Here is a 13,683-nt window from a genome sequence, read left to right on the forward strand (position 1 = left end):
AAGGACACAACAAATTTTTTAATAAAAGAAATTGAAACTATCTGATTTAAAATTAAAGCACTTTATCTTGACAAAGAGTTCTATACTGTAAAAGTGATAAACTATCTTTAAAATAGATTTTTACAAACCAAATGATCAAAAAAACCCTCAAATACCTATTTATTATAACTTTTAGCTAACTTTTTAGGTTTATGAAAGTTAAATATACTAATTGGATTTATTAGTTATTAATTAACTATTATATATTGAAAATTATCAATAATGAAATACTAACTACAGAAATAATACCTAAAGCTAACCCATAATAAGATTTAATAAAAAAATGAATAAAAAAAAGAAAGTTGAGTAAAAAAAAGATTTATAAATATATAAATCATATTTTCTACTCATAACAAAGGCCTAATTATAACAAAGGATCTAAAATATTATTAGCATCGTCTAAGTTACCAATAGCAGTTTCTATGTCTACTCCTGTTTCGCTTGCAGTTATTACAGCATTTGTTACAGCAGTTACATTACCACTTAAAGTAGAATCTGAAGTTCCTGCACTACCTGCATCAGTAGATATATCAGTTAATGCAGTTTCTACTGGAGTATGATACCTATTAGCAGCATCTACTGCTCTTTCTGCTTCATCATGTACAATGGTTGCATTACTTAGTGCTTGATTGTATGATGCTAATATGTCAGCTATAGTTGTTGCAGAATCTGCTAATGATTTTGCACCTGTTACATTATCGGCTGCTGCATTTAAACTATCATAGCCAGCATTTACATCAACTGCAGTAGTTGTTGCTTCATCCAATAATTGATTTGCTGTGTCGTTTGCTGATATTGCATTTGATTGCCCTGATCCTGTACCTGCAGCAGTAGCTAATGCATCTGTTGCATTATATATAGCTTCGAAATTAGTTAATAATGTTCCTAATCCAGTCATCACTATGGATGCATTGCCTTTTACATTATTTACAGCGTCAAGTAAAGCATCTATAAGTTCTTGTCCTTTAGCTATTGTTGCATTTGTTGCAGAAGCATTACTACGATTAGTAGCATCATTTACAAATGCCCCATAACCTTTATTGTAAGCTTCAGTAACATTACCTGTTATAACATCAGTGATATAGTCAGTAATAGCAGTATTATCCCACTCAAAATAACCAGAATTAGCATAGTCACTATCTGCGAAGTAGCTGTTCATAACTACATTTGTGTAATTAGTTAGGTATGTGTCACTAGCTATTTTAAAGAAAGTATCATTACCCATGTTTGTACTGTTTTCTTCAGCTAAAATTTTAGTGAAATTACTAACAAATGAGTCGATAAAAGCATTGTACAAATCAGTATTAGTATTAGGATCGTTAGGATCGAGTCCTAAAGCTATTGCAACATTTTCAGCTATTGTTTGAGGATCTATAGCATTAACATCGTTTATATTACCATTAAATAATTCTGTGTTGTATATGTCATAGATAGATTCTGTGAAGTTCCCTAAAATACCATCTACAACAGATTTAGCGTTATTATAAGATCTATTAGCCAAAGATTCCTTCCATAAAGCATCGCCAAGAGCATATTCTGCTTTTGTGAGTCTATTTTGGTAGTAGTTTAAGAGGTCGATTGCTGAACTTAATTCAGTGTTCAGTTGTGTAACACTGCGTTTACTACTTTCATAGTTATATCTTGCATTGTTGTATTCATTTTTAGCAGATCGTGCTTTATTTTTATAGGTTTTAGCTGTTTTTTTAGCTTTCAATGCTTTATTTTTATTAGTTTTTGTAGGTTTTGCTTTATATTTTTTAAGAGCGGTCACATATTTATTATATGCACTCTTATACTTTGTAAAAGCTTTTTTATAAGCATTGTATTTAGCTGTTCTTGTGTTAAGAACTTTTTTCTGATCAGATAATGCATTAGCCTGTTTTTTTTCTAAAGTTTGAACATTTTTATCTTTATCAGCTAAGGTCTTATTTTCCTTTTGAACAGTTTCATTTGCTTTCGTTGAATCCTTTTCCGCAATGGTAAGGTTATTTTCTAAATCTTCATATGTACTATTCCATTTATTAGAGGTATCATAGGTTGTATCTGCTGCCATTACACTACCAGAGATAGCTACAGTAGCTATCATTGTAAACAACACAGCGAGGATTAGTAACATAGGACGATTCTTAAGTTTAAACTTATTCATTTTATACATCCCTCACAATTTATTGATTTATTTAATCTATGTTTTTTTTACATGAGTGATGGAAGAATAGTTGTCATACATGCTTAATGCTATAAACAAGTTTTTTAAACAAATTTCTTCCATCACTTTTTTAGCTACAAAATAATAAAGAGTCATCCCTTATTGTTATAAAATTTTAAAGTTGTTATAAAGATGGAATACTCAGTTTGTAACTGAATATTCCCTTTGTAATCAAACATATAAAAAGTTAACTAAAAATGAGTATATATAAAAAAATAATATATATATATATATATATATATATATATCATAAATAAGTAAATAAAAAACCATTAAAAATAGATATTGTAATAATTACCAAAGTTTTGCAACAGATAATATGATTGGAATATCTTCCAATATTCCATATAAACTCTTTAAATTTTATTTAATTGTTTTTTAATAGTTTTTTATGAAAGTTTAAAAATGAGTATACCTTACAATTTTTGAGTTAATACACTTAATATACTATGAAAAAAAATAAATTGGGTAGGAAATAATTATTTTTGTTTAGAGAGTATATATACTAAAATATACAATGTTTAAAAATATTTGATATAAAAAATTTTGTATAATTATATTAACTAAATTCTTAATATTGTTCAACAATATTAGAATTATTTCCCATACAATAAAATACTAAAAAGTAAATAATAAAAAATATAATTAAAAAATAATTAAATAAAAAAATGAAACCCCAATGAAAGAAAAGAATAAACAATATTAATAATTAATGTATTCTAACTATCCCATTTTTATTGTCAAAATGTTTATCAAAGGTAGCTATCTCTTCTATTTCCAAATATTCCATCAACACAATATATATATATATATATATATATATATATATATATATATATACAATCATTAAAAGGGATTCTTTGGGGATAATATGATTTCAAATATTTTAAAGCTACATCATGATAGTCACCATCATATAAAATCTTTAGATTATTAATCATGAAATTATAAACTTTTTCTGTCAATTCTATATTTTGTTTTAATCTAACATTCAAAATATTCAAAACTTCAGTTACAACTAATTTAGAAGTCACTTTCTCTTTATTTTGAATATCTTTCCATATATTAACTGCTCTATTGTAATTATCATGTTTTTTTAAAGATAAAGCTATTATGAAATTCGCATCCAAGAAAATCATTATTCCCACTTTCTAATTCTAGCATCATTAACAGCTTCAACTACATCAAATCCTTCTGGTGCTTCCATTATTCCAACTATAGAATTTAACTCTTTTTTCGTGGGATTAGAATTATAAGTATCTTTATTAGCTATAAAATGCTCAGGTATTTTATTTTTCCTTTTAGATTCTATTCCTTTTTCTATAATATCATTTAAAACCTTGGTTTCAGTCATATTTTCTCTTTTAGCTATCCTACTAATAGCTTTTAATAAATCTGGTTTAATTTTAATATTATTTGTTGTAATTACCATATTATCTACCAATTATATTTTATAATATATTAATATACTATTACAAATATATACTTTTTTATCAAATACATTATAAAAACAATGCTAATTATCACCATATATCCTTTAAACTCCTATTCAAGTTCTAATTCAGTTTTACCCATTATTTAACAAGTTTATAATTCTAAAAACTACTTTAAATCCATAAAACTATATAATACATCAACCATTTTATTTTCCAGCAAAAACAATCAAAATCATAGTGCCTTAACAATTTATATATATCATAAATAAGTAAATGAAAAAACTAATTGATGAAAACAAAGAAAAAAACAAAAATATAAAGATAAAAACTACTAAAAAACAAAAATATAAAAACACTTTATGAACTACTAATAATAGAAATAAAAATGGAAACAAAATAAATTAAAAAAAATTATATTATAAATAATGATTACAATTTACAGTGAAAAATAGAATTATTTAGTTCTCATTATTTTCATTTTTCCTAAAGCTACAATATATTCTAGCTCTATACCCTCTGATATTTGATCTTTTAGATCATCCGGCATAGGAAGTTCAAAGGTTTCATAGCTTTCCATATCCATTACCTGAACCTCACTCCCCATAATAGCTAATACTTGTCCAACTCTTTTATCAATAATTGGAATATCAACTTTAGTATCTACTGGTTTAACGATACTTCTTTTCTGATTATCAAAAATACCCACAGCTTCAAGCCTTGCTTTAGCTGCTCCGTGTTTTCCTGGAGATGATGTTGTTAGACTAGTTATCTTAGAAGCTTCTCCACCTAATATTACATATTTACCTACTTTTAAAGTTTTTACTTCAACAACTTTTTTTGACATTAATTTTCCTCCACATATGATAGAATTATTGTAATCTCATAACTATATAATCTATAACAGATCAAATATGAGAATTTGGGCTTTATCCAGAATATCAATCCATTTTAATCTTAATTAATTCTTAATAATATCTAGATTAATACTGTATTAATAATAATATCTAGATTAATACTATATTAAATAACTTTTTATATAAATGTTATATATTCTTTAGCTAATTTTCAATATAAAAATTCCATGTAAAACATGAATTTAAATAAAAGATGATACTTCTACATTCGCAAAATGTTAAATAAAAATATACTATAAATTATTTGTTAAACTAGAATATATAGCTATTGAAAAAAATAAATAAACAGGTGAAATTTCAAAAGGCTTTTATTAAAAATTTAAATACATGTAATAACAAAATAATACATATAATTAACTCAAATAGGGGGAGGTGATTATGTGAAATACACATGTGGTGAAAGTCCAGGTCATGGAGAGTATAGATGTCTGACTAATAACTGTCCAGAAATTATAAGTTTAGATGATACAAGTGATAAACTTCCACCATGTAGATTATGTAATAAGTGTAATTGGGAAAGAGTATAACTTTTCCAATTTATTTTTGCTATAATTTAAACCTAATATCTAAATATTCCAAATTAATCCCAATAGAACAAAATATTCCAAATTAAAACTCAATTTTAATGGAGGTGATTAATAATGGACAGAAGTCCTCTTAATTCTAGCTATTTAAAATCTGTAGCATATGATATGAATTCTCAAACATTAGAGATTGAATTCCACAATGGTAGTATTTGCCAATATTTAGAAGTACCTTCAGTCACACATAGTACTTTAATGTTATCATCATCCCAGGGTACATATTTTAAGGAAAATATAAAAAATAGCTATTCTAAAAAAAAAATAAGATAATGAAAACTATGTTATAGATAAAATAAAGAAAATAAATAGATTAAAAAGAAAAGAAGACTAAAAACTGATATGAAAAATATAATTTCTAAAATTATTTTAATGATATGAAATTATAAAGATATTTCCTTATAATTATTACAAAAACCGTAAAAAATAAATAGAAGTTAATATAATATTAATAGTATATGTAATAATAATTTTTTCAACTGAATGAAACCATGAAAAACTTCTTCTCTCTATAATATAAATTATATTATTGAATAACAACACGTATTTCTTGAAAAAAATTATTACTAAAATAGTAGAGATCATAGAAAAAGGTTGAATATCCTACCCACTTACTTTTTTCTACTCTACCCTCTTTTTCTTACTTTCCATTAAAAATATGAGATATTATGATTTATCAAAGATAAAAGATTATACAAATATCCATTAGTCTGATTATTACTTGATAAAACATTATGTGATTTGTTATTTATCAATGAAAAATATATTTTTAATTCTAATATTTTATTTCAAAGTTATTACATTTTCCATTGCTTTATATTAATTCTAACATTTTTTTATTTCAAACTTATTACCTTTTTCTATATATTTTATATTAATCATGAATTAATAATAATTAATAATAAATAATAAATAACGAATGATAATTTATTATATTGATTAAATAGATAACTAATGTCTTATTTTAAGAGTTGAATATTTAATATCTATAAAAATTTTCTATTTTCATAAAATTAAAAATCTTTGATTTTTATAATAATTATAAATATTTTTAATTAGTACTTAAAACATAATATTAATAATTATTAATTCTAATTATATTTAAAAAGATTCACATTACAGTGAAAATCGTGATAAAATGAAAGTAGCTATTGTATCAGGAAAAGCAGAAGGACCTAATAAACTTAATTCATTTGATAATGCTTTATTAAAGGCAAGGATTGGAGATGTTAATCTGATAAAAGTTTCAAGTATGGTAGAAAAAGGTACTGAAATCACAGATTTACCTAAACTAAAACCTGGAGCTATGGTAAACTGTGTTCTTTCAAAAATAACATCAGAAAAAAAAGGAGATTTAATTTCAGCAGCCATAGTTATAGCTATTGGAGATAATCTAGGTTGTGTAGCTGAAAATGCAAGAATAAATACCTCTCCTAAAGAAGTAAAAGAAGAAGCAATAGATATGGTTAAATATATGATGGATAAAAGAAATGAAAAAATCAATGAAATGGTTGTTGAGGAGATAAATCACAAAGTAGAAGAAATAGGCACCGTTGTGGCTTCTTTAGTTTATTTAAATGAAGAGATAATAGCTATCCAATAACATTATCTTTAAATAAAGAGATAATAGCTATCAAAAAACATTATCTTTAAATGAAGAGATAATAGCTATCCAATAACATTATGTTTAAATAAAGAGATAATAGCTATCAAAAAATTATTTTATTAAAGCTCTATTAATTATAATATTATTAAAAAATCTAAGTAAAAATACTTTATAATTGTGAATATTTAAATAGCTATTCTCAAAAATATAATTAAATCAATATAAAAGGATGATAAAAAAATGGATCAAAAAGATATTGAAATATGCGAAAAAATTTCCAAAGAAATCATCAAAAATGTGGAAAACAGATTAGAAAAGCATTTTGGAAATAAAGAATCTGGAAAGTTTGTTAAGATAGGAGCAGACGGTACACCAACAAATTATATTGATTTAGTAGCCGAAGAGGAAGTTATTAAAGTTCTTAAAAATGCAGATTTCGTTTCCTTATTGATTAGTGAGGAAATAGGAGAGATGAAGTTAGGTAAAGGATTAGAAAGTTTTGTGAGAATATCTGAAGAATCAGAAAAACTTTTAGATAAAGAAACTAAAATTGAGGATGAACCAAGATTCATATTTTTAGTTGATCCTCTTGATGGAACAAGTAATGCTATAAAAAACATACCTGCTTATGGGATTTCAATAGCTGTAGTTGAAATCCCAGATGGAAAAATAGCTACTCTTGAAGATGTTAAATTAGGTTTTATTAAAAATTTCGCTAACGGAAACTTTTATGAAGCTGTTAAAGGGAAAGGCTCCAAAATAAACGGGAAAAAGATGGAACCTACAACTGAAACTAACTTAAATAAGATATCAATCGGAGGATTTGTAAAATCAAGTAACTTGAAAATTCCAAATCTACTTAAAAAAGTTAGAAGGATGAGAATTTTAGGATCAGTTGTTTTAGAATTAGTTTATATAGCAAATGGAAAGTATGATGCATTTTTTGACTTAAGAGGCAGTAGAATAATAGATATTTCTGCTTCAAAGCTAATTGCTGAAGAGTCTGGAGCTATTGTAACCGATGAATATGGAAATAAATTAAATAACAAACTAAGTATATATGAAAAAACTATTGTAATTGGAGCTAGTAATAAAGAACTCCATGAAAAAATTATAAAATTCATTAATAACGATGAATCGAAGCCAATGAAAAAAATTGGAGTTGTAAGTAGGTTAGATAATTATGATGCTATTTTATTTGCTGCTAAAATAATACAAAGACTAAATGATAAAGATATATCTATTTCAATTGAGCCATCCTTAGTTACTAAATTAGAAGAAATAAAAAAAAGTGATAACTTAGAAAATATATTAAAATATATCTCAAACACAAAACCTAAAGTTTTTGAAGAGTTAGCTGGTCTCAAGCTCAATTTAGATTTCACCAAATATGCAAAATCTATTTCTAAATTTGATTCAGACATTGTAATCACTCTTGGGGGGGACGGAACTATTTTAAGGACACAAAATCAGCTAAGTGATAATGAAATTCCAATTTTAGGAATAAATATGGGAACTGTGGGTTTTTTAACAGAAATAGATACAGAACATGCATTTAAATCATTAGAATCTATTTTACAAGGAAATTATTACAGAGAAAAGAGAACACAGCTTAAAATTTCTCATGGATCTCATATATTTACTGCATTAAACGAAGTTGTCATAATGACAGAAAAGCCCGCAAAAATGTTAAATTTTGAAGTTCGAGTAGATGGAGATATCATAGAAGAATTTAGAGCAGATGGTTTGATATTATCCACCCCAAGTGGGTCAACTGCATATTCCATGTCAGCAGGAGGGCCTATTGTGGATCCTAAAGTCAGAGCTTTCATAATAATACCAATTTGCCCATATAAACTAGGTCTTAGACCAATCGTTGTTTCTGATTCTAGTGAAATTGCAGTTAAATTGATGAAAAAAGGTAAAAAAGCAGTTTTTGTTATGGATGGACAGATAAGTGAAGAAGTAGATTATCTTGAAGAGATAAAATTTGTAAAATCTGAAAATGATGTATATTTCATTAGAACTTTAAATGAAACATTCTACAATAGAGTTAAAGAGAAATTAACTGATGGTGGAATTGATTTAGGCAAGTGCTAATGAGTAATGATTGTATTAAGTGATGAATTATGGATGTCCTTATTATCGATTTAACTCATGGTGGAGTTAAAATAGCTATTGAACTAAAAAAAATAGGAAATTTTAAACATATATTTGTCTATGATATATACAATACTTTAAAAAATCCTGACAGAAATTTACTGGAGTCTTATGATATAGAACTAGTAGAGGATATGGAATTATTAAATAACTGTAATAATTTATTAGTAATAAATCCAATTCATTCACCATTCAATATCACTGAAGAGCTAAAAAATACTGACTCCACGAAAAAAGGAAATATAAAAGAAATAAGCCATCATAAAGCTATTAATCTAGCTTTAGATAAATGGAAAGTTAGAGTTAGAAATCAGAATATTCCAATTGTTGAAGTTACTGGTGTAAAAGGTAAAACTAGTGTAGTGTCTATGTTAAAAGACATTTTAATAAAGGAAGATCCTCTTGTTTTAAGTAGCCTAGGAGCATGTCTTTATAAAAATGAGAAAAAAATATTATTAAAGAAAAATATCAGTATCACACCTGCAAGTACTTTAGAAACAATTAAAATAGCTAAAAAAATAGCTAATTCTGATTGTAGTGCAATAAATGATTTTAACGACTCTTATGATTGGGATAATTATATCCTAAACTATAATTCATGTCTATTTGAAAGTTCATTAGGAGTTACAGGAATAGGAAACATTGGAATATTAACAAATATCGTAGAAAATTATCCAATAGCTAGGAATAAATCAAATGCACGAGAAGCAAAAAAACAAGTGTTTAATTGTGATTTTGTAGTTGCAGAAGCTGAAACAATAGCTAAATATTATCCTAAAGAATATATTGAAATGAATGATAAAATAAATATATTTTCTTTATCCAAAGAAACAATGATAAATGATAATGAAGATAAATATAATTATAGGAAGAATGATTACAATATTGACAACTATGATATTAAAAATATAAGTAATTTAGTCATAGACAATATAGAGTACGGGTTAGATAAAACAAATTTTGATATAAGCTATAAAAATTTGAAAACTATTTATGGGGATGTTTTAAATGGTTCTATGAAAATTGAAACATTTGCTCCAGGCAAACATCATGTTTTAAACGTTTTAGCTACTATAACTGCTTCACTATCGTTAAAAATTGATAAAAACATTATAAAAAATTCATTATTAAATTTTAAGGGAATAATTGGAAGAAGTTCCCAGAAGTTCTTGGATGGGTCTAGGATAATTGAAGAAATTAATCCAGGTATAAATATTAAAGCTATTGAAAGTTCAATTGAGATGATAAGAGATTTGAATGATTATTCTATTATTATAGGTGGAAAATACGGAATCACTTGTGAAGAAATTGATGATAAAAAAGCAGCCATTCTTTTAGATGATTTTATTGATAAGAAAGATATGAATCTAATATTAACTGATGAAGTTGGAAAAGAAATTATGAAGAGTATGAAAAATGTAGTAGAATATATTCAAGATCCATTTGAAGCTCAAAAAATAGCTATTGCAAATAATAAAGATATACTATTCATTTATCGTTCGAATTATTCCCAATTAAATAAAAGATAATTTGATTGGCCAACATTAAATCAAATGATCAAAATATAGTTAATATAATAGTTTTAACAATTAAATTATCTAGATATATTTCATGGATATTAACAATTCAAAGAAAAACTTATAACTTAAAACATCCTATCTAAAAATGTATAAAATTCTAAAAAACATAATTAAAAACAATTCTTTAAAAGGAATTGGAGATGATTTATTGATTGTTGGGAGTAGAGGAAGTAAACTAGCACTTGTACAAACTAATTACATAAAAAAGCGTTTAAGTGATCTAGGAAATAAGAAATTAGAAATCAGAATTATTAAAACCTCTGGAGACAAGATAACTAGTTCACAATTATATAATATGGATTCGAAAGGACTGTTTACAAAAGAATTGGATAGAGCTGTTCTGGAAGAAGAAATTGATTTCGCTGTACATAGTTTGAAAGATGTCCCAACTGATTTAGATGAAGATCTTGAAATAGCTGCAATTCCCATCAGAGAATCTCCAAATGAAGTATTAATTTCAAATTATGAATGGGAAGATCTTAATAAAAGCTCAACTTTAGCTACCAGTAGTTTAAGACGAGAAGCCTTCTGCAACCATTATAAAAAAGGCTTGAAGCTAAAACCAATAAGGGGAAACATTAATACTAGGCTTGATAAAGTTTTAAATGGTGAGATCGATGCTACAATAATGGCAGAAGCAGGATTAAAAAGATTAGGTCTCACAAAATACATAAAAAATAGATTTCCTTTAGATTATATAACGCCTCCAGCTGGTCAAGGAGCTTTAGCTATTATAACTAGAAAAGATTCTAATATTAAAAATAAAATACAAAAGTTAGATCATTATGAATCTCACCAAGAAGTTTTAGCTGAAAAAACAGTTCTTGAAGAATTGGGAATTGGTTGTCAATGGCCTTTAGGTGCAATAGCTAGGATAAAGGATAAAGAAATAGAACTTTATTCCATTTTATTAACTCAAAAAGGAGAAATTCTTTATAAAAATACATTAACTGGACCTATTAAAGATAGTGAAAATATAGGAAAGCAATTATCTAAAAATATCGAAGAATATATCTAAATTAATAATAGTAATAATAAATAATCTAATACTAAATAATCTAATACTAAATAATCTAATACTAAATAATCTAATACTAAATAATCTAATACTAAATAATCTAATACTAAATAATCTAATACTAAATAATCTAATACTAATTTAATACTAGCTAATCTACAAAAAATAAAAATAATTAAGACAATATAAAGATAATTAAAATAATAAGAATTTAATAAATTAGTTAAATTACCAAAAAATAATTAAAAACAAAGAAATTAGGATAATTAAAATAGTTAAGTACCACAAACAATAAAAATATAATAAGAATAATAAAGCTAATAAATATTAGAAAATTTATAGAAATTACGGAATTTAATAGAAACTAATAAATAAAAATAATATTATCAATAATCAAAGGTTGAAAATTAATTGGAGGATTAATTGTGAAAATGGTAAATGTAGGAGTTATAGGTGTTGGAGCTATGGGATATAACCATGCTCGTGTTTATTATAGATTAGAAAATGTTAATCTCATAGGAGTTTCAGATGTAAGTGAACGCACTCTAAATAAAGTATCTAAAAAATATGATGCAATAGGATATAATAATTATGATGATCTACTTAAAAATCCTGAAATCGAAGTAGTTAGTATTTGTGTTCCCACTACCCATCATTTTAAAGTGGTTATGGATGCAATAGAACATGGGAAACATGTCTTAGTTGAAAAACCAATAGCTTTTACATTAGAAGAAGCTGAAGGAATGATAGCTTATGCTAAAAAGAAAGGAGTTAAGCTTGGAACTGGCCATGTAGAACGATTTAATCCTGCTGTACAGAAAGCAAAAGAATTAATTGAAAATGATGTTATAGGTGACATTGTTTCAGCTTCTGCAAAAAGAGTAGGGCCATTCCCTCCAAGAATAAAAGATGTCGGAGTAGCTATTGATTTAGCTATTCATGATTTAGATGTTATGTATTATATATTTGATGAAGAAGTAACGCAAGTTTATGCAACTATGGGCAGTATTCTTGAAAAGTGTGAATACGAAGACCATGCTGAGATAATGACCAAATTTGAAAATGGAATCACAGGAATATTAGAAGTTAACTGGCTTACACCTTATAAAAAAAGAGCTTTGGAGATTACTGGAACTGATGGAATAATAGCTATAGATTACATCGATCAAACCATCGATGTTGATGGAAAATTTGCACAAGATGTTCAAATAGAACATGAAGAGCCTTTAAAAGACGAAATAAAATCATTTATAAATTCCATAATAAATGATGAAGAACCAGAAATTACTGGAGAAGATGGTCTTAATGCTCTTAAAATGGTTTTAGCCGCAAATAAATCCTCAAAAAAACAAGTTCCTGTTAGTTTAGACGAAATCCGTAGGGTAAAATAGATATAATCTAGGTAACATTTTAGATAAAGTATAATAAAATGAATAAGGTGTAAGTATGAACCAAAAATTGATAAAAAAAGCTAATGGTCTTAGAAGCCATGGTTTTACTACTGGAGAAATAGCTGATGAACTTAATGTATCAATGGATACCGCTAGATGGTTAACTCTTCAAAAACCAGATGAACGAAAAGATAAAACGGAAGATACTCCATTAGATTTCGCTATTAATTGGAATAGTTTAGGAGGTAGTTCTGCAAGACTTAAATATGTTTCTGCAGCCTTGAGTGACATGACTTTGGTTTATGGAAAAGCTGAGGTTGTTGTAGGAATAGCTGTTAGTGGAATTCCATTTGCAACAATGATCGCCGATTTTTTAGAAAATGAAAAAGGTTTTGAAACATCTTTATCAGTTTTTCACCCAATTAAACACAGGAAAGAAAATGATAAAGAGCAAGAAGGAGCTATTAGTGAAAATTTTGCACCTGTCCATGGAAAAAAAGTTATAATTGTGGACGATGTTATAACTAGTGGAAGAACTTTAAAAGAAGTAATAAAGGCACTTAAAGATCGAGGTGCAGATCCAATAGCTGTAACTGTTTTAATCGATAAAGTAGGCATCTCTCAAATCGATGATGTTCCAGTAGAATCTTTAATCAAAGTAAGCAGATTAGATTAATTATCATCTTAGTTATCTAATCAATCATCATTTTATATCTTAATAGAAACATTACTATTTTTCTAATTATTCTTCA

12 protein-coding genes are annotated in these 13,683 nt (G+C 26.1%); 8 read left to right on the forward strand and 4 right to left on the reverse strand.

The window, feature by feature from the left end; all coding sequences use genetic code 11:
• Positions 1-403: 403 nt before the first annotated feature.
• The 4 genes from MBCUT_RS08945 to MBCUT_RS08960 all read right to left on the reverse strand — a co-directional run bounded on the left by MBCUT_RS08945 (position 404) and on the right by MBCUT_RS08960 (position 4,525).
• The gene (locus tag MBCUT_RS08945; protein WP_157082562.1) at positions 404-2,185 is read right to left on the reverse strand and encodes a hypothetical protein; all 1,782 of its coding nucleotides are present in this window, start codon (positions 2,183-2,185) and stop codon (positions 404-406) included.
• An 812-nt stretch (positions 2,186-2,997) separates the two neighbouring features.
• The gene (locus MBCUT_RS08950; RefSeq protein ID WP_067260336.1) at positions 2,998-3,384 is read right to left on the reverse strand and encodes a PIN domain-containing protein; all 387 of its coding nucleotides are present in this window, start codon (positions 3,382-3,384) and stop codon (positions 2,998-3,000) included.
• A complete protein-coding gene (locus MBCUT_RS08955) occupies positions 3,384-3,677 on the reverse strand; it encodes a hypothetical protein (RefSeq protein ID WP_067260337.1) in 294 nt (97 codons plus the stop codon). The genes MBCUT_RS08950 and MBCUT_RS08955 overlap by 1 nt, the downstream gene beginning before the upstream one ends.
• Positions 3,678-4,135: 458 nt before the next feature.
• Positions 4,136-4,525 (reverse strand): translation initiation factor IF-5A, encoded by a 390-nt coding sequence (locus MBCUT_RS08960; protein WP_067260338.1) that lies wholly within the window; start codon positions 4,523-4,525, stop codon positions 4,136-4,138.
• 450 nt (positions 4,526-4,975) lie between these two features.
• Between MBCUT_RS08960 and MBCUT_RS11015 the strand changes: the two genes are divergently transcribed.
• The 8 genes from MBCUT_RS11015 (at position 4,976) to MBCUT_RS08995 (ending at position 13,607) form a co-directional block, all read left to right on the forward strand.
• Positions 4,976-5,122 carry a hypothetical protein gene (locus MBCUT_RS11015; protein ID WP_157082563.1) on the forward strand — a complete coding sequence of 49 codons (147 nt, stop codon included), beginning with the start codon at positions 4,976-4,978 and terminating at the stop codon, positions 5,120-5,122.
• Between the two features lie 114 nt (positions 5,123-5,236).
• On the forward strand, positions 5,237-5,449 hold the full coding sequence (locus MBCUT_RS08965) for a KTSC domain-containing protein (RefSeq protein WP_067260339.1): 213 nt from the start codon (positions 5,237-5,239) through the stop codon (positions 5,447-5,449).
• Positions 5,450-6,314: 865 nt separating this feature from the next.
• Positions 6,315-6,779, forward strand: coding sequence for a pyruvoyl-dependent arginine decarboxylase (locus MBCUT_RS08970; RefSeq protein WP_067260340.1), 465 nt, complete (start codon positions 6,315-6,317; stop codon positions 6,777-6,779).
• Between the two features lie 243 nt (positions 6,780-7,022).
• Positions 7,023-8,882 (forward strand): bifunctional NADP phosphatase/NAD kinase, encoded by a 1,860-nt coding sequence (locus MBCUT_RS08975; RefSeq protein WP_067260341.1) that lies wholly within the window; start codon positions 7,023-7,025, stop codon positions 8,880-8,882.
• A gap of 29 nt (positions 8,883-8,911) precedes the next feature.
• The gene (gene cfbE / locus MBCUT_RS08980) at positions 8,912-10,471 is read left to right on the forward strand and encodes a coenzyme F430 synthase (protein ID WP_067260342.1); all 1,560 of its coding nucleotides are present in this window, start codon (positions 8,912-8,914) and stop codon (positions 10,469-10,471) included.
• A 199-nt stretch (positions 10,472-10,670) separates the two neighbouring features.
• Positions 10,671-11,540 carry a hydroxymethylbilane synthase gene (gene hemC, locus MBCUT_RS08985; RefSeq protein WP_067260361.1) on the forward strand — a complete coding sequence of 290 codons (870 nt, stop codon included), beginning with the start codon at positions 10,671-10,673 and terminating at the stop codon, positions 11,538-11,540.
• Between the two features lie 425 nt (positions 11,541-11,965).
• Positions 11,966-12,931 (forward strand): Gfo/Idh/MocA family protein, encoded by a 966-nt coding sequence (locus MBCUT_RS08990; RefSeq protein ID WP_084270786.1) that lies wholly within the window; start codon positions 11,966-11,968, stop codon positions 12,929-12,931.
• A 55-nt stretch (positions 12,932-12,986) separates the two neighbouring features.
• Entirely contained in the window at positions 12,987-13,607 is a 621-nt protein-coding gene (locus MBCUT_RS08995; protein ID WP_067260343.1) for an orotate phosphoribosyltransferase-like protein, read from the forward strand.
• Positions 13,608-13,683 lie beyond the last annotated feature (76 nt).

Origin of the sequence: Methanobrevibacter cuticularis, assembly GCF_001639285.1 — an archaeon.
Taxonomy (GTDB): domain Archaea; phylum Methanobacteriota; class Methanobacteria; order Methanobacteriales; family Methanobacteriaceae; genus Methanobaculum; species Methanobaculum cuticulare.